Origin of the sequence: Rheinheimera sp. A13L (assembly GCF_000217935.1) — a bacterium.
Classification (GTDB): Bacteria; Pseudomonadota; Gammaproteobacteria; order Enterobacterales; family Alteromonadaceae; genus Pararheinheimera.
Map to the genome: position 1 here is coordinate 150,487 of NZ_AFHI01000034.1, position 22,844 is coordinate 173,330.

Here is a 22,844-nt window from a genome sequence, read left to right on the forward strand (position 1 = left end):
CGCACCCCTTCGAGTACATAAACTGCCAGGCTACGGCAATTTCAGGCTGTAACGTGGGCCGGGCGCGGATTATATAGTAACCAATGACAAAAAACAGCCATTTCTGCAAAAATTTAAGGTAAATGTTCGCTGGCCAGATAATCGTGCGACTGCATTTCCTGTAAACGGCTTAAACAACGTTTAAATTCAAAGGACAAAATGCCCTCTGTATAGAGTTGTTCCATAGGCACAGCAGCCGAAATAATCAGTTTAACGTGACGTTCGTAGAACTCGTCGACCAGCGCAATAAAGCGTCTGGCGACATCATCACGGGTTTGCCCCATCTGAGTGACGTTCGACAGCAATACGGTGTGATAACACTTACTCAGCTCCATATAGTCATACTGACTACGGGCTGTCTCGCATAACTCGGTAAAATCAAACCAGATAATGCCATCCGCTTCTTTGCGACTGGTGAGTATCCGGCCTGCTATTTCTATTTGTGCTTTATCCTGACGCGGATCCACCGACAAGGCCAGAAAGTATTCAGCCAGATTGCAGTCAGCTTTTTCATCCAGCGGCGAATGATAAATCTCAGCCTGAGTTAAAGTACGAAGACGGTAGTCTATACCACTGTCTACATTCACTATTTCCGTATGTTGTTTAATCAAAGCTATAGCAGGTAAAAAACGCGCGCGTTGCAAACCATTGCGGTACAAACCGTCAGGCTCAATATTGGACGTCGCCACCAGCGTAATGCCACGGGCAAAGAGCTCCTGCATCAGGGTGCCTAAAATCATAGCGTCAGTGATGTCGGAGACAAAAAACTCGTCAAAACACAAAATATCGGTTTCGGCTTTAAACCTGTCGGCCACTATTTTTAGCGGATCAGACACGCCAGGCAGGGATTTCAGCTCCTGATGCACCTTGTGCATAAAACGGTGAAAGTGGATACGCAACTTACGTGTAGTGGGCAGGCATTCATAAAAAGTGTCCACCAGATAAGTTTTACCCCGGCCTACCCCGCCCCAGAAATACAGGCCTTGCAGGGGTTCAGCTTCTGGTTTTTTGCCCAGCAGCTTATCCAGAAAACCTTGTTTCAAAGGCTTCTTTTGCACAAATTGCTGATACAGACGTTCCAGGTGCTGCACTGCATTTTGCTGAGCGGCATCAAACAGAAAATCATCACGTTGGAGGTCTTGTTGATATTTTTGCAGTGGTGTAGTCATGCCAGATATTGAAAAATAAGCCAATTAACCTTAAATAATGGTCGTAATAGTAACATGCCTTACCACTCTGGATAAGAAGATAGGTTAAACTATTGTTGAACTAACTAATTTTTCAGGAGTTGTTATGACTGTTACTTTTGCCTTGGCCTGGTTAGTAGCTGGCTTAGTGGTTGGCATAGTGGCAACCCGCTTGTACTGTTTGCGTCAATTTAATCAAAGCAAACTGCAGGTGGAGCTAAACGAAACCAAGCAGCAGCTGCAGCAATACCGTAGCGATGTCACCGAACACGTGGAAACCACTCATCAATTGATGAGTCAGCTTCACGAAAACTATGAAAAAATTGCCCGCCATATGGCTCAGACCAAGATGCAGTTGATCGAAAGACCAACTTTTGACAACCGTAGCGAGCTGAATTATTTCGCAGCAGACACTACGGCACAAATACGCCAGTCGATCCATAAACTGGATGAGCGTCGCAAAGTGAAGGATGAACCATCCTATCAGCCATTGGATTATTCCAATACAGCCAGTGGCTTAATGAAAAATAAAACTGAGCGAAACTCATCGGACAACTGAACTTTTCGACTGGTAAAGCATTCTTAGAGACGTCATTTGTACAGTGGCGTCGTCCGTGTAAAGGAGCATTACCTATATGAAGTCGCAGTTATCTTTAGTTACTGTCAGTATTTTAACCGCCTTTCTGCTGGCGCAACCCGCGCCAGCTCAGGCCAAGCTGCCGTTTTTTGGCGCTGGCGATCAGGAAATGCCAAGTCTGGCCCCTATGCTGGAGAATGTGACTCCTGCTGTAGTCAATATCTCAGTGGCCGGCAGCCGTGAAGTTCGTCAACGTTTACCTGGTGGTTTAGAGCAATTCCTTGGTCGTCGTGGCGAGTTACGTCAGGAACAACCTTTCCGTGGTTTGGGTTCAGGTGTCATCATCGACGCAAAAAAAGGTTATGTGGTAACCAACCATCACGTGATTAATGAAGCCTCTGAAATTCAGGTCACCTTAAAAGATGGTCGCAGCTACAAAGCGAAAAAAATTGGCGAAGATCCGGAAAGTGATATAGCCCTGCTGCAAATTGAAGCTGAAGATCTGACTCAGGTTGAACTGGCAGATTCAGATATTTTAAGAGTGGGGGATTTTACCATAGCTATAGGCAACCCCTTTGGCTTAGGTCAAACCGTCACTTCAGGTATTGTCAGTGCTTTGGGTCGTGGTGGTTTAGGCATTGAAGGCTATGAAGACTTTATTCAAACCGATGCAGCCATCAACAGCGGCAACTCAGGCGGCGCTTTAGTCAACCTCAAAGGCCAACTGATCGGCATCAACACAGCCATCATAGGCCCTAATGGCGGCAATATAGGCATAGGTTTTGCTATTCCTGCGAATATGATGAAAAACCTGGTCGCCCAGTTTGTCGAATACGGTGAAGTGCGTCGTGGTGCTTTGGGTGTACGTGGCGGTGATTTAAACGCTGAAATTGCCAAGGCTATGAAAACCAAAACCAGTAAAGGTGGTTGGGTACAAGAAGTGATACCAGGCTCAGCGGCCGACAAAGCCGGCCTGAAAAGTGGTGATATCATTACCCATCTGAACGGCAAAAAAGTTGAGTCTTTTACTGAAGTTCGCGCCAAAATTGCCACGCTGGGTGTAGGCAAAGAAATAGCTTTGGGTATTTTACGGGATGATAAAGCGTTGACGGTGAAAGTGACGCTGGAAGCTGCAGAAGCCGCCACAGCTGAAGCGAAAGTGCTGCATCCTATGCTTGAAGGCGCCAGTTTAACAGATGGCAAAACACCGGATGGTGAAAATGGCATCGTCATTGATGAAGTGGCTGCACGCTCTCCGGCTGCTGCATTGGGCCTGGAAAAAGGCGACGTGATTATTGGCGTGAGTCGCAGCAGAGTGAACAACACCAAAGAGCTGCGTGAATTGTTAGGCAAAAGCTCCGGCATCATTGCACTGCAGGTTCAACGCGGTAATCGTATCCTGTATGTATTAATACGTTAACTTTTTGCAGTAGCAAGCCTGTGGCTTGCTACTGCAACTCCCTATTTAGTGTTATGCTTGCAAAATCTTTTGTTTCATAACTTCTCCCAGTGCCCAAACTTCTGATTAGTCTATTAAAAAGCGTTGCTTATGGTCTTGCACTTGCCATGCTGTGGTTGGTTTTTTTCAACCAGAATCAAGGATTAAACCTGAATTTCTGGCAGAAAAATGAATCAGTGCCAGCGCCTGTGTCCTATTCCAGAGCTGTGCGCGCCGCGGCACCGGCTGTTGTCAATGTCTACACCAAAAGCACAACTCAGGACCCGCGTTCTTACCAAAGCAGAACTATAGAGCGTCAGGAATTGGGTTCTGGTGTCATTATGAATGCTCAGGGCTATGTGCTGACTAATTATCATGTGGTATACGGAGCAGACCAGATTTCAGTGGCTTTGCAGGATGGCCGGGTCTTTGATGCAATACTGATTGGTCAGGATCAACTGACTGACTTAGCTGTGTTGTATGTCGAAGCCGACAACTTACCTGTGATCCCACAGGATGATAGCTTAGAGCCTCAGGTTGGAGATGTGGTACTGGCTATAGGTAACCCTTTTAATCTGGGTCAGGCCATCACTCAGGGTGTAATAAGCGCCACAGGGCGCGGTGGTTTGAGCCCGGCAAACGGTTATGCCGACTTTATGCAGATGGATGCTGCCATCAATGCGGGTAACTCAGGTGGTGCTTTGATTAACAGCAACGGCGTATTGGTGGGTATCAATACTGCGGCTTTTCAGCGCCAGCGTAATCAGGACATTCAGGGTATATTTTTTGCGGTGCCCTATCACCTGGCCAGTAATGTACTGCAGAAACTGATCCAGCATGGTCGGGTGATCCGTGGTTATTTAGGCGTCAGTGGTGACCCAGTGGTGAATCCTGCCGGCGATCCGATGATATCCACAGCCCAAACCTTATTTGGTGTAAAAATCACAGCCATAGAACCTTTAAGTCCGGCTGCTATAGCGGGTTTACAGGTCGGAGATATATTGCAGAAAATCAACGGTGAAACCCTGACCAGTGTGCATCATGCTTTGGATTTGATTGCAGAGACAGCACCTGATACCTCGTTACAAATGTCGATTGAACGTAATGGCAAGGCTTTGACTGTGCCTGTGGTAATCAGAGAACTTAATTAACCTGAACTTGGCATAAGCAGCGCCACTGAATAGGCATCTTTTCGGGCCTCTCTGCGTTGCGCTGTCTAACCATAGCTCGCTATGGCGTACGACAGAGCGCCTTGATATGCACAAAAATCTGCACATTCCGTCAGTCAATAGATTCTTTTTTTCAGACGAATTGTCTTATCTTATTGATTTAATTTATTACATCTAGACAGATCGACACTCATTATCCCGAGTTCAGGTTAACTAACCATTCAAGCTGACATAAAAAAGCCAGTGACAAAGCACTGGCTTTTTTGTTTAAAGCGGCAGATCAAACCGGAGCATTAATCCGCTGAATATTAGCACCTAAGCCTTTGAGTTTATTCTCAATTTGCTCATAACCACGGTCAATGTGATAGATACGATCCACCACAGTCTCACCTTCAGCCACTAAGCCCGCAATCACTAAGCTGGCAGAAGCTCTCAGATCTGTTGCCATCACCTGAGCACCTGTCAGCTTGTCGCTGTGCTTAATCAGTGCTGTATTGCCTTCCAGCTGTATATCAGCACCCATACGTTGCAATTCTGGTACATGCATAAAACGATTTTCGAAAATCGTTTCTGTCACCATACCCACACCTTCTGCCACTACATTCAACACAGTAAACTGGGCTTGCATATCAGTAGGGAAACCAGGGTGAGGCACAGTTTTCACGTTGACTGATTTTAACGCCCGGCCTGCCATATTCAGACGGATCCAATCCGAGCCTGTTGTCACTTCAGCACCTGCTTCACGCAGTTTCTCAAGTACAACTTCCAGTTCAGCAGGAGAAGCATTCAAACAAGTGACATCACCACCAGTAACAGCAGCAGCCACTAAAAAAGTACCGGTTTCAATACGATCAGGTAACACAGTATGACAAGCACCCTGCAGCTTTTCTTTACCTGTAATACGGATAGTATCAGTGCCAGCGCCTTGAATATCAGCGCCCAAAGCTATCAGGTAACGGGCTAAATCTACGACTTCAGGTTCACGGGCAGCATTTTCTATAATGGTTAAACCATCAGCCAGCACTGCAGCCATCATCAGGTTTTCAGTGCCGGTCACGCTGACCAGTTCCATAAAGATATGAGCACCATGCAAACGGCTTGCTTTGGCTTTGATATAACCGGCTTCTACCGTGATTTCAGCGCCCATTTTGCGCAGGCCGTCTATATGCAAATTCACCGGACGGGCGCCTATAGCGCAACCGCCAGGTAAAGACACTTCAGCATGGCCAAAACGAGCCAATAAAGGGCCTAAAGCCAGAATAGAAGCACGCATGGTTTTGACCAGCTCGTAGGGCGCCATCTGACTGTGAATAGCTGTTGCGTCCACTGTCACCTGATGACCGTCACGGCTCACTTCAGCACCAAAAATACGCAACAATTTGAAGGTGGTATCAATGTCTTTTAGTACAGGAACATTGCTCAGCACAGACGGCTGCTCTGCCAGAATAGTGGCGAATAAAATAGGAAGTGCGGCATTTTTAGCGCCGGAAATAACAACGTCACCTTTTAAGGTGGCGCCGCCTGAAACCAGAAATTGTTGCATCTTTAGCTACTATACAGGTGGGTTAAGTAATTTTTCACGACGCCATTGAGTCGGCGTGAAAGTTTTAATCGAGACTGCGTGGATACTACCATCAGCAATAGCTGCCATCAAAGGGGCATAAATCATTTGCTGTTGTTTCACCCGGCTGATGCCATCAAAACAATCCCCTATTGCAGTCACAGCATAATGATTGCCTTCAGCTTTCACGTAAACTTCAGCCAGTTTCAGCTCTTCTGTTAACAGAAGCTCAATCTCATTACACTGCATTGCCTTTATCCTCTTCTACTAATGGCAACAAAGCCAAAACATCTGACAACTTAGCCAGAGAGATTAACTGCTCTGGCACATGACGCATTTGGATAGTTAATCCCAGTTTAGCAGCTTGTGCTACCTGATGGAGTAACCAGGCAAGCCCGGCCGTGTCAACCAATGCAAGCTCGCTAAAATCAAAAACTACGGTGCCACTTAATTTTTTTAATAGCTTAAATGGCCACTGCGTAGGTACTGTATCCCGGTCCAAAGCTCCGGAAAATAGCAGTGTCTGTTGTTGTTGACTAATTTTTAGCATTGTTACCCTGCATAGGAGCTGTGATAGGAGCTTTTGATTTCTCCACTAACAATGCGGTCACGCTGGCTAAGCCCTGTTGACGGATCATGTTGCCCAGCTCTGCTCTTTTGCTGTCTAACAAAGAGATGCCTTCAGCCACCATATCAAATACCTGCCAGTTTTCAGAATCTTTAGCCCGACGCAGTTTAAACTCGATATTGATGTCTGGTTTGCCAGGATCTATCACACGGGTTTTGATAGTGATGATATTTTGGTTACCCACAGCACGAGCCGGCTCAAAAATCACTTTCTGATTTTTATACTGAGTTAAAGCTCCTGCGTAAGTGGCTACCATGTAATCTTTAAAGGCCACCACAAAAGCATCACGATCTTCTTCTTTGGTTTGTTTGATGTAGTTCCCAATAACACGGAAAGCCGCATAACGACTGTCGATGTAAGGCACTAATTCTTCGTTGACTATCACCCGTAAATGCTCAACATCTTTTTCGATCACAGGCTGATCCTTGGCAATACGGCGAAAAGCCTGATCGGCCACAGCTTCGATCATCTTGTACGGGTCAGTATAAGTTTTGACTTCCACGGCTGATGCTTGGGCAATGAGGCCCAATGAAATCAATGCAGTAGCTGCAATTTTTACCAGCAAGTTTTTCATGCTTAGTTACTTCCTCTGTTAAATAAGAACTGGCCGATTAACTCTTCCAGCACAATAGCGGACTTGGTGTCTTCAACATAATCGCCACTTTTCAGGATGGAGACAGTTTCATCAACAAAACCAGGTTGTAATCCAAGATACTGCTCACCCAATAAACCAGAGGTCAAAATAGCGACCGAACTGGTTTCAGGAAAATTGTTGTATTGACTGTCAATTTCCATAGCCACTACAGGAGAATACTCTTCGGTATCAAGATTGATGGAACGCACACGGCCAACCACCACTCCACCCACTTTAATGGGGGACCGAACTTTTAAACCGCCAATGTTCTCAAACTTGGCATACAACATATAGGTCTGGCCAGTGCCTGCCATACCGCTATTCGCTACTTTCAGAGATAACAACATAAAAGCTGCTATAGCCAGCGCAACAAACAAACCCACCAACACTTCGATTTTGCGAGATGTCATTTTTTATCCACCAAACATTACTGCTGTTAATATAAAGTCAAAACCTAAGACCGCCAGAGAAGATGTCACCACAGTTTGTGTGGTGGCCTGACTAATGCCTTCAGAGGTTGGCACCGCATCAAAGCCTTTATGTAAGGCTATCCAGGTCACAATCAAAGCAAACACAGCACTTTTAATCACGCCGTTCATAATATCCTGCTGGAAATCAACGTTAGCTTGCATAGCCGACCAATAACCGCCGCTATCCACACCTAACCAGTCTACCCCCACCAAATGGCCACCTAAGATGCCAACAGCAGTAAATATCATTGCCAGCAGTGGCATGCTGATCACACCAGCCCAAAACCGGGGCGCGATAATACGGCGCAAGGGATCAACAGCCATCATTTCCATACCGGATAACTGCTCAGTCGCTTTCATCAGGCCTATTTCAGCTGTTAAAGCACTACCTGCCCGACCAGCAAACAATAAGGCTGTCACTACAGGACCCAGTTCACGCAACAAACTTAACGCAACCAAAGGGCCTAGCATTTGTTCAGCGCCAAACTTCGACAGCACTGTGTAACCCTGAAGTGCCAGCACCATACCGATAAACAAACCGGATACCAGAATGATCAGCAAAGACAACACACCAACCACATACAACTGCTTCAACAATAAAGGAAAGCTTTTACGTGGTGTTGGCCAGGCGATTAAAGCACCAAACAACATGATCGTTGCCCGGCCCATGCCTTGAATTTTAGCAATGCTCTTTTGTCCGAGTTGCTGTAACTTATCCACTATCACTTAGCTAACTCCATTAATTCCGTACTGTAACTGGCCGCTTTAAAGTGGAAAGGCACAGGACCATCAGACTCTCCCTGTAAAAATTGCTGAACTAACGCAGAGGGGTGAGCTCGCAGCTCCTCCGGTGTGCCTTGCCCTATGACTTTTTGCTCAGCAACCACATAGACATAGTCAGCAATACTCATCACTTCATTGACGTCATGGGAGACCACAACCGAAGTTAAACCCAGCGCATTGTTCAAAGAGCGGATCAGACGCACTATCACACCCATAGAAATAGGGTCCTGACCAGCAAAAGGCTCATCGTACAGAATAAGTTGCGGATCTAAAGCTATAGCACGGGCTAACGCAGCACGACGCGCCATACCGCCAGAGAGTTCTGCCGGCATTAAATCCCGCGCACCACGTAAACCAACAGCTTCCAGTTTCATCAACACCATCAAACGGATAATTTCTTCCGGCAGACGGGTATGCTCACGAATTGGAAAAGCGACGTTGTCGTAGACCGACATATCACTGAACATAGCGCCGCTTTGAAACAGCATGCTCATTTTCTGCCGGGCCTTGTACAAATCTTTACGATTAAGCTGAGGTATATCCTGACCATTGACCAGAATTTTTCCCTGTTCAGGCTTTAACTGACCACCGATCAGGCGCAGCAGAGTGGTTTTACCAATACCACTGGGCCCCATAATGGCGGTCACTTTGCCACGCTGAAACTGCATGCTCATGTCATCATAGATCACACGGTCACCACGTTTGAACGTCAGGTGCTGAATGTCTACCAGAATATCTGACACGTTGATCCTCATTTAAAGACAATAGCGTTTATCGCTAAAATTAAAGGCGCGCAATATACCTATGCACAACAGCGACTTCAAGCCAAGCGGACTAGTAAAGGCCTGCTATTGTATAGGTTTTTCGCAACGACAACCTTATAAAAAATAGTAACAACTGATTGCAAAAACAGAATAATCAATTTGTTTTACGTAATCTTTTGCATTTGAGCCCAATAAACACGAAAATATCAGCCTTTACATGGCCGCAAAGTGTGCCGCGCTGAAAATGAATCGCAGCTTAATATGTGAGCTATCTCTATGATCTGACTGATTCTCTTACTGGATCCTTTCCAAAGAACTACAGATCCAAAAAAGCGGGCAACAACTAATTGAAGGGGATTTTTGCATGACTCTGGACTTTCGCCCTCAGGCCCTGCAGGTGTTGCAGATTGAAGCTGCCGCTGTAACCCAGCTGGCCACCTATATAGACGAAAGTTTTAATCTGGCCTGTCAGATGATGTTTGACTGCAAAGGCCGGGTCATAGTGATTGGTATGGGTAAATCCGGCCATATCGCCAATAAAATTGCTGCCACTTTAGCCTCTACCGGCACCCCCTCTTTTTTTGTTCATCCGGCCGAAGCCAGTCATGGCGATTTAGGCATGATCACCACAGAGGATGTAGTGCTGGCCATTTCCAACTCGGGTGAAACTGCTGAAGTGCTGGCGATAGTGCCGGTATTAAAACGCCGTGGCATTAAAATGGTGGCTATGACAGGCCGTCCTGAATCTACTTTAGCTGCTTTATCCGACGTGCATTTATGTGTTCGGGTTGAACAGGAAGCCTGCCCCTTAGGCCTGGCCCCAACAGCCAGCACTACAGCGACCTTGGCGATGGGTGATGCCATAGCCGTTGCCCTTTTGGATGTACGGGGTTTTTCTGCGGATGATTTTGCTTTATCCCATCCGGGTGGCAGCCTGGGTCGTCGCTTATTATTACGCTTAGAAGATGTGATGCATTTTGGTGATGCCTTGCCACTAGTGCATCAACAGGTCAGCTTAAAAGAGGCGCTGCTGGAAATCTCCCGTAAAGGTTTAGGCATGACGTCTGTGGTGGATGATTCAGGTAAGCTGGCAGGCTTATTTACCGATGGCGATTTACGCCGGGTGCTGGATCAGCAAGTGGATTTACACAAAGCCAGCATTGCCAGCCTGATGACCAAAAACTGTATCACGGCCAAACCTGCTATGCTGGCAGCAGAAGCCCTGAAAATCATGGAACAACGCAAAATTAATGGTCTTATTGTAGTGAACGAACAACATGAACCTGTAGGTGCGTTAAATATGCACGACTTGCTGAAAGCCGGAGTGCTCTGATGTCTGTTTTATTTGCCCAAATGTATCAGGCCATCAGCCCGGAACTGGAACAAAAGGCTCAGCAAATCCGTCTGCTGATTTGTGATGTGGATGGCGTGTTTTCTGATGGCCGTATTTATTTAGGCAATCAGGGCGAAGAACTGAAAGCCTTCCATACCCGGGATGGTTACGGCATTAAAGCCTTACGCCACGCCGGTATTGAAGTGGCAGTGATCACGGGCCGTCGCTCAGAGATAGTGCAGCAGCGTATGACGTCACTCACTGTGCCTTACATTTATCAGGGTCAGGAAAATAAACTCGCTGCTTTTGCTGAACTCCAGCAAAAACTGGCACTCGAAGCCTCACAAATTGCCTTTATCGGAGATGATTTGGCCGACTGGGCCGTGATGCAACATTGTGGTTTAAGTGTTGCTGTGCAAGACGCTCACCCTTATCTTGCTTTGCATGCTGATTACCGCTGTCAATTACCTGGTGGTTTTGGTGCAGTGCGTGAACTCTGTGATTTGCTGTTGACCAGTCAGGGCAAATTTGCTGAATTTTCAGGAAGCAGTACATGATCCGTCAATTTCTGTGGTTAGTGCTTATTGTGGCCGCTGCCGCTGGTTTTTACAGCTGGCAATTACTGGACCAGGAGCAAAGTAGCACTCCGGGCAATCAGGACCATCAGCCAGACTATGTGGCTGTCGACCTGACCCGGATGATTTATGATAAAGAAGGCCACTTGTCTGATTTGATCCGGGCTCAGCGTATGGAGCACTTCGAACGTTTTGGCTTTTTACAGTTTGATTTCCCTATCTACACTATTTACCAGGAAAAAGTGCCATTATGGCAAGTGACAAGCGAGCAGGCTGTGCTTTATCCTGATGACAAACTCATTCTTGAACACAGAGTGGAGTTGCGCAATATGTCCGCAGACCCACTTTTTACCCGAATAGAAACCAATGCAGTTGAGCTTCTGTTTAACACCAACAGCCTGCAATCGAATGAGCAGGTACGAATTTTTGGACTGGGCTTTCAAATCACAGGTAAAGGTATGCTGGCCGATTTGAACGAACAGAATATTGAGCTGAAACAGCACACAAAAACGGTTTATTACAATGAAAAGTAACATTATTTTACTCAGCCTATGTTTCGCCTTCAGTGGCTTTTGCCTGGCAGGTCCTGATGACTTCAAAAAAGAGATTCAGGTAGGTTCCGACCGTCAGTTTGGTTCTATTAAAGACAAAGTCATGACCTTTGTTGATAACGTCAAAGTAGAACAAGGCAGCCTGCTGATTGAAGCAGACAAACTCGAAGTGCTGGCCACTGCAGGTAAAGGCAAAGAGGTGTTTATTGCCTCAGGCCAGCCTGCGACTTACTCGCAGTTACTGGATGGTGAAAAGCCGATTAAAGCCAGTGCCAATGAAATTCGCTACGATGTGGCCAACGGCACGCTGGTGCTGACAGGCAATGCTGAACTGAGTCAGAATGGCAGCATGGTGCAAGGCGCGATCATTAAATACAACCTTGAAAAACAAGAACTGGAAGCTGAATCTGACGGTAAAAAAACCGAAAGAGTGACCACTGTGTTCAGCCCGGAAGGAAAAGAATAATGAAGTTAGTCGCGTCCCATCTGGCCAAAAGCTATAAAGGTCGTCAGGTGGTCAAAGACGTCAGTCTGGAAGTGAATGCGGGTCAAATTGTTGGCTTGTTAGGTCCAAATGGTGCAGGCAAAACCACCACTTTTTATATGATTGTTGGTCTGGTCCCATCAGACAAAGGCAAAATCACGCTGGATGACAAAGAAATCACCTTTGATCCTATCCATGCCCGTGCCCGTGCTGGTATTGGCTACCTGCCGCAGGAAAGCTCAATTTTCCGTAAACTGACAGTGTACGACAATCTTTTAGCCATTTTGCAGCACCGCAAAGACTTAACCGAAGAGCAGCGCGAAGAAAAAGCCGACGCCCTGCTGGACGAGTTCCATATAGGCCATATCCGTAACAGCCTGGGCATGAGTTTGTCCGGTGGTGAACGTCGCAGAGTGGAAATAGCCAGAGCATTGGCTGCGGATCCGGCATTTATCCTGTTAGATGAACCTTTTGCTGGCGTTGATCCCATTTCAGTGTTAGATATTAAAAAAATTATTCAGCATCTGTGCCAACGGGGCATTGGCGTGTTGATCACAGACCACAATGTACGTGAAACGCTTGATGTCTGTGAAATTGCCTATATTGTAAGTCATGGAGAACTGATTGCTGCAGGTACACCGGCTGAGGTTTTAGCAAACCAACAAGTCCGCGATGTCTACCTTGGTGAGCAATTCAGGTTATAGTTTAAAACAACATCCGAATAGGGTTGTTTGGAGAAAATAAGAAGTACATGAAACCGTCTCTGCAACTTCGTCTTGGTCAGCAGCTCACAATGACTCCTCAATTGCAGCAAGCAATCAAATTGCTGCAACTGTCCACCATTGAACTGCAACAGGAAATTCAGGAAGCTCTGGATGCCAATCCATTGCTGGAAGCTGAAGATGACTATGCTGTATTTCAGGAACCTTCTTCCAAAGATTTAAATCACGGCGCTGAGTTTGACGCTCCAGACTACGACAGCAGCCATGATGAACATTATGAGCCTGAGGTAAAGGACAGCAGCGAAGCGATGTCCGAGCAAAACATCAAAGAAGATCTGCCGCTGGACAGCCATTGGGATGATTTAGTCAGCGCAGCCCCTGTGGCAGGTGCCAATAATTACAACGGTGATGAAGACACTGTATTTCAGGGTGAAACCAGCGAAACCCTGCAGGACTATTTACGCTGGCAAATGCAACTGACGCCTTTTTCAGACACAGACCGTACCATTGCTGAGATCATCATCGAAGCCATAGATGAAAACGGCTTATTGACCATAGACACAGACGAAATTCTTGAGTCTTTGGGCATGCCCGATGTGGAAGCCGACGAAGTTGAAGCTGTGATTAAACGTATCCAGTTATTTGACCCTATAGGTGTTGGTGCCCGCACTATTCAGGAATGTTTATTGGTACAACTGCGCCAGTTTGACCCAAAAACACCTTATCTGGCAGAAACACGTCATATTATTAAAGAATATACTGACTTTTTAGCGAACAGAGATTTCCGTTCTCTGATGCGTGTGACTAAACTCAAAGAAGACGACTTAAAAGAAGTGATGCGCCTGATCCACAGTCTGAACCCACGACCTGGGGCAGATGTGATTCGACAAGAACAGTCGTATGTGATCCCTGATGTCTCGGTAGCGAAAATTAAAGGACGCTGGATGGTTGAGTTAAATCCTGATGCGATGCCAAAGATCAGAATTAACGAGCAATATGCTGCCATGTCACGTAACGCCCGTAACGCCTCCGATGGTCAGTTTATCCGTTCCCATTTGCAGGAAGCCAAATGGTTTTTAAAAAGTCTGGAAAGCCGCAACGAAACTTTACTTAAAGTTGCCAACTGCATAGTGCAGCAGCAGCAGGCGTTTTTTGAGCACGGCGAAGAAGCCATGAAACCCATGGTATTAAACGATGTAGCTGAAATGGTGGGAATGCATGAATCAACAATTTCCCGTGTTACCACACAAAAATATATGCACACTCCCAGAGGAATATTTGAACTTAAGTTCTTTTTCTCCAGTCATGTAAGTACAGAGAGTGGCGGTGAATGTTCATCCACCGCAATCCGCGCCTTTATAAAAAAATTGGTGGCGGCGGAAAATCCTGCCAAACCTTTAAGTGATAGCAGGATGGCAGAAATACTGTCAGAACAAGGAATTAATGTCGCACGGCGAACCATTGCCAAGTACCGTGAAGCCTTGTTTATTCCGCCGTCTAATCAGCGCAAGAGCTTGCTTTAACAGCTCTACAAAGAAGGAAGAGTCTATGCAAATCAACTTAACTGGTCGTCATGTAGAAATCACTGAAGCACTGAAAGAGTACGTCGATAGCAAATTTTCCAAACTTGAACGTCATTTTGATCATATTAATAATGTACATGTAGTGCTGAACGTGGAAAAATTAAAACAGATTGCAGAGGCTAAGATGCACCTCAACGGAGGTGAAGTATTCGCTGTATCGGAAGACGAAAATATGTACGCTGCGATAGACCAGCTTATCGATAAACTGGATCGCCAAGTTATTAAACATAAAGAGAAAATTTCTCGTCATTGATTCTGAAACTATGAACCTGAGCTCAATGTTATCGGAGGACTGCACCAAGAGTGCGGTCCTTTTTAATAGTAAAAAACGCATTCTGGAATACATAGCTGAACTGGCACATCAGCGGTTACCGGAAATTCCTGAGTACAACATACTCGAAGCCCTGATGAGCCGTGAAAAGCTTGGCTCTACAGGTATTGGTGGTGGTATTGCTATTCCTCATGGCAAATTAAAAAGTGTCACCACACCTATGCTGGTGTTTGTTGTCAGCAAAGATCCGATACAGTTTGATGCTATTGATAACCAGGCCGTGGATATTTTTTGTGCCATCCTGATCCCTGAAAACCAGTGTCAAACCCATTTATCCACCTTATCAGGTATAGCCCGGATGCTTAGCCAAAAAGATTTCACCAAAAAAATCCGTCATAGTGCAAACAGCCACGACTTGTATCAGTTGCTGATGACGGGCTCTGAACAGGTGATAGCAAAATGAAGTTACTGGTCGTCAGCGGTCGATCGGGTTCGGGCAAATCTGTTGCCCTGCGCGTGATGGAAGACCTGGGTTATTATTGTGTGGATAACATCCCGGTTAATTTATTGCCCACTTTGGCTAATGCCGTTATGGGACAATATGAGCGAGTCGCGGTCAGTATAGATGTGCGGAATTTACCGCAGGACCCCGAAGAGCTCACAGATATCCTGTCTTATCTGCCGCACAAAGTTGACCTGACCATTCTTTACCTCGACGCCGACCATACCAGTTTAATTAAACGCTTCAGCGAAACCCGCCGCTTGCATCCTTTGTCACATCAGGCCATGTCACTGGATGAAGCGATACAACGCGAACAGCAGCTGCTGGACCCCATCTCAAGCCGTGCTGATTTATATCTGGATACCACAGAGCTGAACGTACATCAGCTGGCAGAACAGCTTAGGGAGCGGATCCTGGGGCAAAAAACTGGCCGGCTGGTTATTTTGTTTGAATCTTTTGGTTTTAAATACGGTATTCCTAAAGACGCCGATTATGTATTTGATGCGCGCTTTTTACCGAACCCACATTGGGAACCTGAACTGAAAATTCTGACGGGGCTGGATCAACCTGTACAGGACTACCTGTCTTCACAAGCTGTGGTAGCTCAGTATATCTGGCAAATTAATCAGTTTATTGGCACCTGGCTGCCGCATTTAGAACGTAACAACCGCAGCTACCTGACCATAGCTATTGGCTGCACCGGTGGCCAACACCGTTCAGTTTATATCGCTGAATCTTTGGCTGAAAGTTACCGCTTACAACGCGAGGATGTGCAAATTCGTCATCGCGAACTGGTAAGACATCATGGCCGATAAATTTCAAAAAACAGTCACTATCGTGAATCAGCTGGGTTTACATGCCAGGGCTGCCACTAAGCTGGTGCAATTATGCCGTCAGTTTGATGCCAAAATAGAGTTACAACAGGAAGGCCAGACCGCAGATGCCAGCAGTGTGCTTGCACTGTTAATGCTGGCGAGCAGTAAAGGTAAAACTCTGGAAGTCTGCACCCAAGGTGCAGAGGCTCAGCAAGCTTTAACCGCTGTAGTGGCTTTAATCGAAAACGGCTTCGACGAAGAAAACTAACACCAGAGTAAATACAGTACTCAGAGATCGGCGTTTTGTTTTCCTGAGGTGTGTGCAGAGGTCTTCAGTTTTAAATGCAGCGCCGCCTTCACCAACATATGAGCGGTAATAGGTGCTGTAATAAATAAGAACAAGGCAATCAGTAACTGCTGTAAATTTAACTCCCCTTTGACGAAGTTAAAATAGACGATAGAAGCCAGCACTAAAGCCCCCAAGCCCAGCGTTGTAGCTTTGGTTGGGCCATGCAAACGGGTATAAAAATCCGGTAATTTCACCAGAGCAACAGAGCCTAACAACACAAATAAAGATCCTGCCACAGCCAGCAGGGCCACCAGCCATTCAAGCCAACTCATATTTCGCTCCTTAGTCTTAGTGTTTTATTCAGCACTTTACTCAATGATATCGCCACGCAGTAAAAACTTACATACAGCCACAGTACTGACAAAACCCAGCATCGCAATCAGCAAAGCCACTTCAAAATTTAAGCTGGTCCGCAGATAAATGCCGTACAGCAACAACAAAGCTATGCTGTTGATATACATAGTATCGAGAGCCAATAAGCGGTCTATTACCGAAGGCCCACGAATAGCCGCATACAAATTCATTAATAAGGCGAGTCCCACCACACAAAAACAGCCTTGCAAAATCAGATCAAGCATTAAAATATCTCCTTTAATGGAGCTTCGTAGCGCTCTTTGATCTGCTGAATTAACTCAGCTTCATCGGCTAAATCCAGCACATGCACCAGCAAATAACGTGGCTCATCAATACCTGCATTCAAAGGTAAAACCTCGGCGCTCACAGTACCAGGCGTTAAAGAGACAGTACTGGCCAAAAAAGTAATAGACAGATTGTCTGTTAAATCCAGCGGTACCTTAATAAAGGCTGGCCGCAAGCGTTTATTCGGCCCCACCACAAGCCGCACAACCTGCATATTAGCCACTACAATATCCCATAACACCATCAGGCCATAACGTATGGCGGTGCCAGGACTTTTCATGCCAGGCTGAACCAGACGGAACTTATGAATAAGCTGTGGAATTAACCAGGCCAATACCACACCAAAAAACAAATGGAAAAACTCCACGCTGTTATTCAGTAAAAGCCAGACCAAAAATAAAAACAGACTACGAATGGGGGTTGGCCACCACTTCTTTAGCGATTTCATCAGAAGGCTCCCGGAGTGAGATGAGCAATAGCCTGCAACTGAGCCGCTGCAGCCTGACACCATTCGGTTAAAGGCCCTGCAAACAGACTTAACAAAGGACTGGCCAACACCAACAGTACCAGTGCAGTACCGCGACGCCCACCCGCCATGCGGGCTTCTGTATCAGTTCCGGCGACTTGCCAGAATAAAATGCTGCCCGCTCTGCTTAATGCAATCAGCAACAACAAACTGCTGCCTAATAAGGCCGACCAGTACCACAACATAGCATTGCCTTGTGGCACTGCTTGCAACAGCAATAACTTACCAATGAAGCCAGAAAATGGCGGCATGCCTACTATGCTCAGTGCAACCACAATAAAGGCTGAACCAAGCAACACTGGTTGGGCGACTTTCCGGCCATTCACTAAACGGTCTCCGGCTTTTCCACGCTGATGAGCAATCAAATCGGCCAGTAAAAATAAGGCTGCTGTAGCCAGAGTTGAATGCACCAGATAATACAGCAGGGCTTGCACGGACTCAGGTGTACCTAATGACAGAATAGCGACCAAAGAGCCAACAGACACCACCACCAGATAACTGGCCATTTTACGTAAATCTTCACTGGCTAAAACGCCCAGTACACCCATCACAATAGTCAGAAGACCAGCCCACCAGAGCACAGGGAAGACCCAACTTGCGACAAAACCAGCGTCCTGCAGCACCATAGCAAAGACCCGCAGCAGGCTGTAAATACCAACCTTGGTCATAATGGCAAACAATGCAGCCACAGCTGGCGTGACCGAAGAATAAGCGCTACCTAACCAGAAATGCAGAGGCATCACTGCGGCTTTTAAGCCAAACACCACCAACAGCAGCGCCACAGCAGCCTGCAATAACTGCAGTTGAGTGTCTGACAAAGTTGCGACTTTAGCGCCCAAATCCAGCATATTCAGTGTGCCTGAAGCACCATAAATCAATGCCAGTGCAAACAAAAATAAGGCCGACCCCACCAGATTCAGAACAACATAATGCACTGCAGCTTTGGTTTTTGCTTTGCCACCACCATGGATCAATAAGGAGTAGGACGCAATCAGCAGCACTTCAAAAAATACAAAGAGGTTAAATAAATCTGCAGTTAAAAAGGCGCCGTTAATACCCATCAGTTGGAAATGCAGCAAAGAATGAAAGAAAAATCCCCCCTCATCTTCACCACTGCTGGCATATAAACTGGATGCAACTGCCAGTACAGCTGTCAGACACAACATCAGGCTACTGACCTGATCCAATAATAAACTGATACCAAAAGGTGCAGCCCAGTTCCCCAGTTGATAGAGTTGGGCCGGGTTATTGGTGCTTTGTATCAGCAGCACAATACTGCATAACAACAACACAATAGAGCCGCCGACACTCAAATAACGGCGCAATAACAAGCTGCGGTCAAAAGGGGGCAACAAGGTCAGCAAAGCCACCAGCAAAGGCCAAATGATCGGCAAAATAATCAGATGGTTCATGACGAAGCTCCCTGCCGGGTGTTTTTCGCTACGGGTAATTTACCATCCACATGATCATTACCTAAATCAGCACGAGCGCGGATGGACAACACCACCAGAAAAGCTGTCATCGCAAAACCAATCACAATAGCAGTCAGCACCAGAGCCTGAGGCAGCGGATCGGCATATTCTTCAGTGGCATTGAGCACAGCACCAGCCCCTATTTTTAATCCGCCACTGGAAAAAATGAATAAATTCACTGCATAAGACAACATGGTCAACCCCAGCATCACAGCAAAGGTTCTGGCCCGTAAAATCAGAAACACAGCGCAGCAGGTAAGCACACCTATAATAATAGCGACCAATAATTCCATTAGCTTTGTCCCCTGTTTACAGGCCTGTGTTCAGTGGTCATTTTACCTAAGTTGGCTAAAATCATCAGAGTCGCCCCTACTACTGTCAGATAAACCCCTAAATCAAAGGCAATTGCACTTGCCAGTTCTATTTCGCCAAAAAGTGGCAGTTGGAAATAATCAAACCAGGAGGTTAAAAAGGGCCGTCCAAAAGCCCAACTGGCGACACCAGTCAAAGTGGATATCAGCACGCCAGCCGCAACCAGACGATGATAGTCCAGCGTTAAACGTTCACGTACCCAATCCACCCCTTGTGCCACGTACTGCAAAATAATGGCGATAGCCGTGATTAAGCCCGCCACAAATCCGCCACCTGGTAAGTTGTGACCACGGAAGAAAATATAAACCGACACTAACAAGGCTAAAGGCAACAAAGCTTGCGATACGACTGCCAACAACATAGGGTGTTTATCCAAAGCCCATTGCCGCCCTTCCGCATCTGAGCTCGACCTGAATAAAGGTAAACGGGTCAAGAGTTTAAATATACCCAAAGCGGCAATACCCAAAACTGTAATTTCGCCTAAGGTATCAAAACCACGGAAGTCGACCAGAATCACGTTGACGACGTTGTAGCCGCCACCGCCAATTTTAGAATTGGCGAGGAAAAAGTCCGAAATACGTTGTTGCGGTTCCAGCATCAAGGCATAACTTAAACTGCCAATCACCACACCACAGATGGACGCTATTGCTCCATCGCGGATCAACCGGCCAGCATTGGATGCCCTGCTGATTTTGTGAGGCAGGAAAAATAACGCCAACATCAACAGCACTATAGTCACTACTTCCACCGCCAACTGAGTTAAAGCCAGATCCGGTGCTGAAAACCGCACAAAAATGAGCGTTACCACTAAACCTACAATAGAAATCATCACTAAAGATAACAAGCGCTGACGCTGACACAATACAGTAGCTATGGCCGCTATAGCGGCAACAAAACTGGCAGCAAACATCAGCGTATCAGGCTTTTGCATAGCATTGTGTTGCGTAAATTGTCCCATTTGCTGCAAAGGCCAAATCAACAGCATCGCCACTATCACAAACATCCAGACTAAATAACGTTGCAGCGTCGCCGACTCAAACCGATGATGCCATTTTTTCGCAAAGCCTAATAAAGCATTAATTTTTACTTCAAAAAACTGCAGCGGGTTCAGCTCTGGCAACTCAGCCTGAAAACGAAACAGATGTTTGCGGTTGAAATACAACAAAATACCCAGGGTCAAAGCCAATACACTCATCATTAAGGGTAAATTAATGCCATGCCAAATCGACAGACTGTAGACAGGCAAAGGGCCAGCTAACACTGCTGTAGAGGCAATAGCTAATAGATCCCCTACGACATAGGCAGGCGCCAGTCCCACCAGAATACAAAGAGCAACCAGCACTTCAACCGGTACTCTCATATAACGGGGCGGTTCGTGAGGGGTACGGGGCAACCCCTTGGGTTGACCGTTAAAAAACACATCGTGAATAAAACGGGCTGAATAAGCCACAGACAAAGTTGCAGCTACAGTAGCAAGCACAGGGATCAGCCAGGACAAAGCTCCTAGTACTTCCTGATGCAGAGTTTCGGCAAAAAACATTTCTTTGGACAAAAAGCCGTTCAGTAAAGGCACACCGGCCATAGATGCAGAAGCCACCATGGCAAGCGTCGCTGTCACAGGCATAAATTGCCAGAGGCCATTGAGTTTTCGCATATCACGCGAACCTGACTCATGGTCAATAATACCAGCGGCCATAAACAAAGAGGCTTTAAAAATAGCGTGATTGATAATATGGAAAATAGCTGCGACCGCAGCCAGATCAGTGCCTAAGCCAAACAACAACGTGATTAAACCTAAGTGACTGATGGTGGAATACGCCAGCAAGCCTTTTAAGTCATGCTGAAACAACGCCAGATAAGCACCCACCAACAATGTGGTCATGCCGGTGATAGTGACCATCAAAAACCATAAGTCACTGCCAGCCAATAAAGGATACATCCGGGCCAATAAAAAAATGCCCGCTTTCACCATAGTGGCCGAGTGCAGGTAAGCGCTGACAGGGGTTGGTGCCGACATCGCGTTTGGCAGCCAGAAATGAAACGGAAACTGTGCTGATTTGGTGAAAGCACCCAGCAAGACCAGAATTAAAATCACAGGATACAACGAATGCTGCTGCAACACTGCGGCCTGAGACAGCACCACATCCAGCTCAAAACTACCCAATACATTGCCAATTAATAAGATACCGGCAAGCAAGGCTAAACCACCAAAACCTGTGATCATCAGCGCCATACGGGCCCCCAGGCGTGCGTCCGCTCTGTGCCACCAGAAACTGATTAACAAAAAGGAACTGATACTGGTCAGCTCCCAGAACACCCATAACTGCAGCAGGTTATTCGACAACACTATGCCCAGCATGGCTGTCATAAACAGCATTAAGAAGCCATAAAACCGCGCCATCGAATCTTTTTCAGACAAGTAATAACGGGCGTATAAAATGATCAGTAAACCAATGCCAAGGATCAAAAACAGAAATAAAAGTGACAGGCCATCCAGCCGGAAGCTTACAGACAAGCCCAAAGCTTCGACCCAGGACAACTTATAGAATAAGGTTTCACCAGCAAACACAGCTGGCGCCAGCTGTAATACTAAAGTTAAAGCAGCCAGGGGTAATAAAGCGGTAGCAAGAGCACTGTAACTACGTGACCATCGCGCCGTCACTACTGGCACTAAAGAGCCGATCAAAGGAAATAAGACTATCAACAGAAGCTCAATCATGTACTTACATCCTCTTAGCGGGCTGAGTTGTGTTCACTTGTAGTAGCAAAGAAAACACCCTGAGCAATTTGGCAAGCAACAAAGATTCCTTGCGCCTGACAGAGGGTTAAATGCCCTGAAAATTTTACATGCCGTACTTTATACCTGTCCGCATACAAGCTGTCCAGACGTTCTGGTCTCTGACAAGCTGAAGTGGATAAAAACAAAGATCAGAGGCATTATATCGCTGATCCATAACAATTTAATGCTTGCTCTGCACTAATAAAAATGTGATCTGATCAGGAAGTGTTGCCACACTGGTTAAGTTTATTCCAGAGGGGCGCCTGACCAGAAAATTAATGTATCAAACCAAAGCTATGGCAGAAGCTTTCATACTAACGACTCAGGAGCAGAGTGTTGTTCATCGGATCTGGGTTTTGTTATTTACCATAGTTCAAATCTATGTAAAAGTGATGACAAGCACACAAAAATTATCAGTTAGTTCAGTTTGTTATACCAAGAGCCTGTTGTTTCTCTCAAGAGAGGCGAGTGACACAATAAGATGAAAACAATAAGTCACAAGCCAGCATAGGCCTGATCATTAAATCTGACTATAAACTGACAGTTGTAAACGAAATACAATCTGGTGGGTGTAAAATATAAAAAATTCGAAAAAAAAACAAAATTAACGGCGACATCAGT

27 protein-coding genes are annotated in these 22,844 nt (G+C 46.2%); 13 read left to right on the top strand and 14 right to left on the bottom strand.

The window, feature by feature from the left end:
• Window positions 1–113: 113 nt before the first annotated feature.
• Entirely contained in the window at window positions 114–1,208 is a 1,095-nt protein-coding gene (zapE, locus tag RHEIN_RS15610; protein WP_008899945.1) for a cell division protein ZapE, read from the bottom strand.
• Window positions 1,209–1,332: 124 nt separating this feature from the next.
• On the opposite strand from zapE, the gene RHEIN_RS15615 reads away from it, so the two are divergent.
• The 3 genes from RHEIN_RS15615 (at window position 1,333) to RHEIN_RS15625 (ending at window position 4,392) form a co-directional block, all read left to right on the top strand.
• Window positions 1,333–1,785 carry a YhcB family protein gene (locus RHEIN_RS15615; protein ID WP_008899946.1) on the top strand — a complete coding sequence of 151 codons (453 nt, stop codon included), beginning with the start codon at window positions 1,333–1,335 and terminating at the stop codon, window positions 1,783–1,785.
• Window positions 1,786–1,861: 76 nt separating this feature from the next.
• Window positions 1,862–3,223: a Do family serine endopeptidase gene (locus RHEIN_RS15620; RefSeq protein WP_008899947.1), complete on the top strand. Its 1,362-nt coding sequence runs from the start codon at window positions 1,862–1,864 to the stop codon at window positions 3,221–3,223.
• Window positions 3,224–3,369: 146 nt separating this feature from the next.
• Complete coding sequence (locus RHEIN_RS15625; RefSeq protein WP_008899948.1) at window positions 3,370–4,392, top strand: trypsin-like peptidase domain-containing protein; 1,023 nt, start codon at window positions 3,370–3,372, stop codon at window positions 4,390–4,392.
• Between the two features lie 298 nt (window positions 4,393–4,690).
• Here the strand turns inward: RHEIN_RS15625 and murA are convergent, their stop codons facing one another.
• From murA to RHEIN_RS15660, 7 genes are read right to left on the bottom strand one after another with little or no spacing between them, the layout of a single operon-like run.
• Entirely contained in the window at window positions 4,691–5,953 is a 1,263-nt protein-coding gene (murA, locus tag RHEIN_RS15630; RefSeq protein WP_008899949.1) for a UDP-N-acetylglucosamine 1-carboxyvinyltransferase, read from the bottom strand.
• Between the two features lie 9 nt (window positions 5,954–5,962).
• Complete coding sequence (locus RHEIN_RS15635; RefSeq protein WP_008899950.1) at window positions 5,963–6,220, bottom strand: BolA family protein; 258 nt, start codon at window positions 6,218–6,220, stop codon at window positions 5,963–5,965.
• Window positions 6,210–6,521, bottom strand: coding sequence for an STAS domain-containing protein (locus RHEIN_RS15640; RefSeq protein ID WP_008899951.1), 312 nt, complete (start codon window positions 6,519–6,521; stop codon window positions 6,210–6,212). Before RHEIN_RS15640 ends, RHEIN_RS15635 begins: the two co-directional genes overlap by 11 nt.
• A complete protein-coding gene (locus RHEIN_RS15645; RefSeq protein ID WP_008899952.1) occupies window positions 6,508–7,173 on the bottom strand; it encodes an MlaC/ttg2D family ABC transporter substrate-binding protein in 666 nt (221 codons plus the stop codon). The genes RHEIN_RS15640 and RHEIN_RS15645 overlap by 14 nt, the downstream gene beginning before the upstream one ends.
• Before the next feature lie 2 nt (window positions 7,174–7,175).
• The gene (gene mlaD, locus RHEIN_RS15650; RefSeq protein WP_008899953.1) at window positions 7,176–7,643 is read right to left on the bottom strand and encodes an outer membrane lipid asymmetry maintenance protein MlaD; all 468 of its coding nucleotides are present in this window, start codon (window positions 7,641–7,643) and stop codon (window positions 7,176–7,178) included.
• A 3-nt stretch (window positions 7,644–7,646) separates the two neighbouring features.
• Entirely contained in the window at window positions 7,647–8,429 is a 783-nt protein-coding gene (gene mlaE, locus RHEIN_RS15655) for a lipid asymmetry maintenance ABC transporter permease subunit MlaE (RefSeq protein ID WP_008899954.1), read from the bottom strand.
• Window positions 8,426–9,241, bottom strand: coding sequence for an ATP-binding cassette domain-containing protein (locus tag RHEIN_RS15660; RefSeq protein WP_040555260.1), 816 nt, complete (start codon window positions 9,239–9,241; stop codon window positions 8,426–8,428). The genes mlaE and RHEIN_RS15660 overlap by 4 nt, the downstream gene beginning before the upstream one ends.
• 373 nt (window positions 9,242–9,614) lie before the next feature.
• Here RHEIN_RS15660 and RHEIN_RS15665 point away from each other — a divergent pair, with 373 nt between their 5' ends.
• From RHEIN_RS15665 to RHEIN_RS15710, 10 genes are read left to right on the top strand one after another with little or no spacing between them, the layout of a single operon-like run.
• Window positions 9,615–10,583, top strand: a complete 969-nt coding sequence (locus RHEIN_RS15665) for a KpsF/GutQ family sugar-phosphate isomerase (protein WP_008899956.1) — start codon at window positions 9,615–9,617, stop codon at window positions 10,581–10,583.
• Window positions 10,583–11,140, top strand: coding sequence for a 3-deoxy-manno-octulosonate-8-phosphatase KdsC (gene kdsC / locus RHEIN_RS15670; protein WP_008899957.1), 558 nt, complete (start codon window positions 10,583–10,585; stop codon window positions 11,138–11,140). The genes RHEIN_RS15665 and kdsC overlap by 1 nt, the downstream gene beginning before the upstream one ends.
• Entirely contained in the window at window positions 11,137–11,691 is a 555-nt protein-coding gene (gene lptC / locus RHEIN_RS15675) for an LPS export ABC transporter periplasmic protein LptC (RefSeq protein WP_008899958.1), read from the top strand. The genes kdsC and lptC overlap by 4 nt, the downstream gene beginning before the upstream one ends.
• The gene (gene lptA, locus RHEIN_RS15680) at window positions 11,681–12,175 is read left to right on the top strand and encodes a lipopolysaccharide transport periplasmic protein LptA (RefSeq protein WP_008899959.1); all 495 of its coding nucleotides are present in this window, start codon (window positions 11,681–11,683) and stop codon (window positions 12,173–12,175) included. The genes lptC and lptA overlap by 11 nt, the downstream gene beginning before the upstream one ends.
• Window positions 12,175–12,897 carry an LPS export ABC transporter ATP-binding protein gene (gene lptB, locus RHEIN_RS15685; RefSeq protein WP_008899960.1) on the top strand — a complete coding sequence of 241 codons (723 nt, stop codon included), beginning with the start codon at window positions 12,175–12,177 and terminating at the stop codon, window positions 12,895–12,897. The genes lptA and lptB overlap by 1 nt, the downstream gene beginning before the upstream one ends.
• A 47-nt stretch (window positions 12,898–12,944) precedes the next feature.
• A complete protein-coding gene (locus tag RHEIN_RS15690) occupies window positions 12,945–14,438 on the top strand; it encodes an RNA polymerase factor sigma-54 (RefSeq protein WP_008899961.1) in 1,494 nt (497 codons plus the stop codon).
• Between the two features lie 25 nt (window positions 14,439–14,463).
• Window positions 14,464–14,751: a ribosome hibernation promoting factor gene (hpf, locus tag RHEIN_RS15695; RefSeq protein WP_008899962.1), complete on the top strand. Its 288-nt coding sequence runs from the start codon at window positions 14,464–14,466 to the stop codon at window positions 14,749–14,751.
• A gap of 25 nt (window positions 14,752–14,776) precedes the next feature.
• Window positions 14,777–15,232 (top strand): PTS IIA-like nitrogen regulatory protein PtsN, encoded by a 456-nt coding sequence (gene ptsN, locus RHEIN_RS15700; RefSeq protein ID WP_008899963.1) that lies wholly within the window; start codon window positions 14,777–14,779, stop codon window positions 15,230–15,232.
• Window positions 15,229–16,086, top strand: a complete 858-nt coding sequence (gene rapZ, locus RHEIN_RS15705) for an RNase adapter RapZ (protein WP_008899964.1) — start codon at window positions 15,229–15,231, stop codon at window positions 16,084–16,086. The genes ptsN and rapZ overlap by 4 nt, the downstream gene beginning before the upstream one ends.
• On the top strand, window positions 16,076–16,354 hold the full coding sequence (locus RHEIN_RS15710) for an HPr family phosphocarrier protein (protein WP_008899965.1): 279 nt from the start codon (window positions 16,076–16,078) through the stop codon (window positions 16,352–16,354). The genes rapZ and RHEIN_RS15710 overlap by 11 nt, the downstream gene beginning before the upstream one ends.
• A gap of 20 nt (window positions 16,355–16,374) precedes the next feature.
• On the opposite strand, the gene RHEIN_RS15715 is transcribed toward RHEIN_RS15710, so the two are convergent.
• From RHEIN_RS15715 to RHEIN_RS15740, 6 genes are read right to left on the bottom strand one after another with little or no spacing between them, the layout of a single operon-like run.
• Window positions 16,375–16,707, bottom strand: a complete 333-nt coding sequence (locus RHEIN_RS15715) for a Na+/H+ antiporter subunit G (RefSeq protein WP_008899966.1) — start codon at window positions 16,705–16,707, stop codon at window positions 16,375–16,377.
• Between the two features lie 36 nt (window positions 16,708–16,743).
• A complete protein-coding gene (locus RHEIN_RS15720; RefSeq protein ID WP_008899967.1) occupies window positions 16,744–17,013 on the bottom strand; it encodes a K+/H+ antiporter subunit F in 270 nt (89 codons plus the stop codon).
• The gene (locus RHEIN_RS15725) at window positions 17,013–17,522 is read right to left on the bottom strand and encodes a Na+/H+ antiporter subunit E (RefSeq protein WP_008899968.1); all 510 of its coding nucleotides are present in this window, start codon (window positions 17,520–17,522) and stop codon (window positions 17,013–17,015) included. Before RHEIN_RS15725 ends, RHEIN_RS15720 begins: the two co-directional genes overlap by 1 nt.
• The gene (locus tag RHEIN_RS15730; protein ID WP_008899969.1) at window positions 17,522–19,012 is read right to left on the bottom strand and encodes a monovalent cation/H+ antiporter subunit D; all 1,491 of its coding nucleotides are present in this window, start codon (window positions 19,010–19,012) and stop codon (window positions 17,522–17,524) included. Before RHEIN_RS15730 ends, RHEIN_RS15725 begins: the two co-directional genes overlap by 1 nt.
• Complete coding sequence (locus tag RHEIN_RS15735; protein ID WP_008899970.1) at window positions 19,009–19,365, bottom strand: Na+/H+ antiporter subunit C; 357 nt, start codon at window positions 19,363–19,365, stop codon at window positions 19,009–19,011. The genes RHEIN_RS15730 and RHEIN_RS15735 overlap by 4 nt, the downstream gene beginning before the upstream one ends.
• The gene (locus RHEIN_RS15740) at window positions 19,365–22,163 is read right to left on the bottom strand and encodes a monovalent cation/H+ antiporter subunit A (RefSeq protein WP_008899971.1); all 2,799 of its coding nucleotides are present in this window, start codon (window positions 22,161–22,163) and stop codon (window positions 19,365–19,367) included. The genes RHEIN_RS15735 and RHEIN_RS15740 overlap by 1 nt, the downstream gene beginning before the upstream one ends.
• Window positions 22,164–22,844 lie beyond the last annotated feature (681 nt).

Coding starts and splice junctions, on each gene's coding strand:
- RHEIN_RS15665 (WP_008899956.1), top strand. CDS start 9,615: ATGACTCTGGACTTTCGCCCTCAGGCCCTGCAGGTGTTGCAGATTGAA.
- RHEIN_RS15635 (WP_008899950.1), bottom strand. CDS start 6,220: ATGCAGTGTAATGAGATTGAGCTTCTGTTAACAGAAGAGCTGAAACTG.
- RHEIN_RS15740 (WP_008899971.1), bottom strand. CDS start 22,163: ATGATTGAGCTTCTGTTGATAGTCTTATTTCCTTTGATCGGCTCTTTA.
- lptA (WP_008899959.1), top strand. CDS start 11,681: ATGAAAAGTAACATTATTTTACTCAGCCTATGTTTCGCCTTCAGTGGC.
- murA (WP_008899949.1), bottom strand. CDS start 5,953: ATGCAACAATTTCTGGTTTCAGGCGGCGCCACCTTAAAAGGTGACGTT.
- RHEIN_RS15660 (WP_040555260.1), bottom strand. CDS start 9,241: ATGAGGATCAACGTGTCAGATATTCTGGTAGACATTCAGCACCTGACG.
- lptB (WP_008899960.1), top strand. CDS start 12,175: ATGAAGTTAGTCGCGTCCCATCTGGCCAAAAGCTATAAAGGTCGTCAG.
- RHEIN_RS15725 (WP_008899968.1), bottom strand. CDS start 17,522: ATGAAATCGCTAAAGAAGTGGTGGCCAACCCCCATTCGTAGTCTGTTT.
- rapZ (WP_008899964.1), top strand. CDS start 15,229: ATGAAGTTACTGGTCGTCAGCGGTCGATCGGGTTCGGGCAAATCTGTT.
- RHEIN_RS15730 (WP_008899969.1), bottom strand. CDS start 19,012: ATGAACCATCTGATTATTTTGCCGATCATTTGGCCTTTGCTGGTGGCT.
- RHEIN_RS15640 (WP_008899951.1), bottom strand. CDS start 6,521: ATGCTAAAAATTAGTCAACAACAACAGACACTGCTATTTTCCGGAGCT.
- hpf (WP_008899962.1), top strand. CDS start 14,464: ATGCAAATCAACTTAACTGGTCGTCATGTAGAAATCACTGAAGCACTG.
- RHEIN_RS15615 (WP_008899946.1), top strand. CDS start 1,333: ATGACTGTTACTTTTGCCTTGGCCTGGTTAGTAGCTGGCTTAGTGGTT.
- RHEIN_RS15625 (WP_008899948.1), top strand. CDS start 3,370: ATGCTGTGGTTGGTTTTTTTCAACCAGAATCAAGGATTAAACCTGAAT.
- RHEIN_RS15715 (WP_008899966.1), bottom strand. CDS start 16,707: ATGAGTTGGCTTGAATGGCTGGTGGCCCTGCTGGCTGTGGCAGGATCT.
- RHEIN_RS15690 (WP_008899961.1), top strand. CDS start 12,945: ATGAAACCGTCTCTGCAACTTCGTCTTGGTCAGCAGCTCACAATGACT.
- RHEIN_RS15720 (WP_008899967.1), bottom strand. CDS start 17,013: ATGCTTGATCTGATTTTGCAAGGCTGTTTTTGTGTGGTGGGACTCGCC.
- RHEIN_RS15645 (WP_008899952.1), bottom strand. CDS start 7,173: ATGAAAAACTTGCTGGTAAAAATTGCAGCTACTGCATTGATTTCATTG.
- RHEIN_RS15710 (WP_008899965.1), top strand. CDS start 16,076: ATGGCCGATAAATTTCAAAAAACAGTCACTATCGTGAATCAGCTGGGT.
- lptC (WP_008899958.1), top strand. CDS start 11,137: ATGATCCGTCAATTTCTGTGGTTAGTGCTTATTGTGGCCGCTGCCGCT.
- zapE (WP_008899945.1), bottom strand. CDS start 1,208: ATGACTACACCACTGCAAAAATATCAACAAGACCTCCAACGTGATGAT.
- kdsC (WP_008899957.1), top strand. CDS start 10,583: ATGTCTGTTTTATTTGCCCAAATGTATCAGGCCATCAGCCCGGAACTG.
- RHEIN_RS15735 (WP_008899970.1), bottom strand. CDS start 19,365: ATGGAATTATTGGTCGCTATTATTATAGGTGTGCTTACCTGCTGCGCT.
- RHEIN_RS15620 (WP_008899947.1), top strand. CDS start 1,862: ATGAAGTCGCAGTTATCTTTAGTTACTGTCAGTATTTTAACCGCCTTT.
- mlaD (WP_008899953.1), bottom strand. CDS start 7,643: ATGACATCTCGCAAAATCGAAGTGTTGGTGGGTTTGTTTGTTGCGCTG.
- ptsN (WP_008899963.1), top strand. CDS start 14,777: ATGTTATCGGAGGACTGCACCAAGAGTGCGGTCCTTTTTAATAGTAAA.